Source organism: Roseibium sp. AWQ4_254 (assembly GCF_056161025.1).
In genome coordinates, this window is the sequence record NZ_JBSWYH010000130.1 from 1 (window position 1) to 228 (window position 228).

The following is a 228-nucleotide window of genomic DNA, read 5'->3' on the forward strand; positions in this document are numbered from 1 at the left end:
GCTGGATGGTCTCAGCGGCGATGGATGATCCCTGGGAGGCGTGCACATCGACGAACTTGCGCCGGATATGGGCCATACAGGCCATCTCCCGCGCCTTGTTCTCCCCGAACAGGCCGTTGAACCCGGCATACCCGTCCGCGTGAACCCAGCCTTTGTAGCCAGACAGGTGGCCCTCAGGATGTTTGCCCTTGCGGTCAACCGTGAACCGGTACCACGCCAGCGGTGGAG

1 protein-coding gene is annotated in these 228 nt (G+C 63.2%); it reads right to left on the reverse strand.

From position 1 onward, the window contains the following. On the reverse strand, positions 1–228 hold a 228-nt coding region (locus tag ACXAIC_RS24915), incomplete at both ends, for an IS66 family transposase (RefSeq protein ID WP_475187155.1).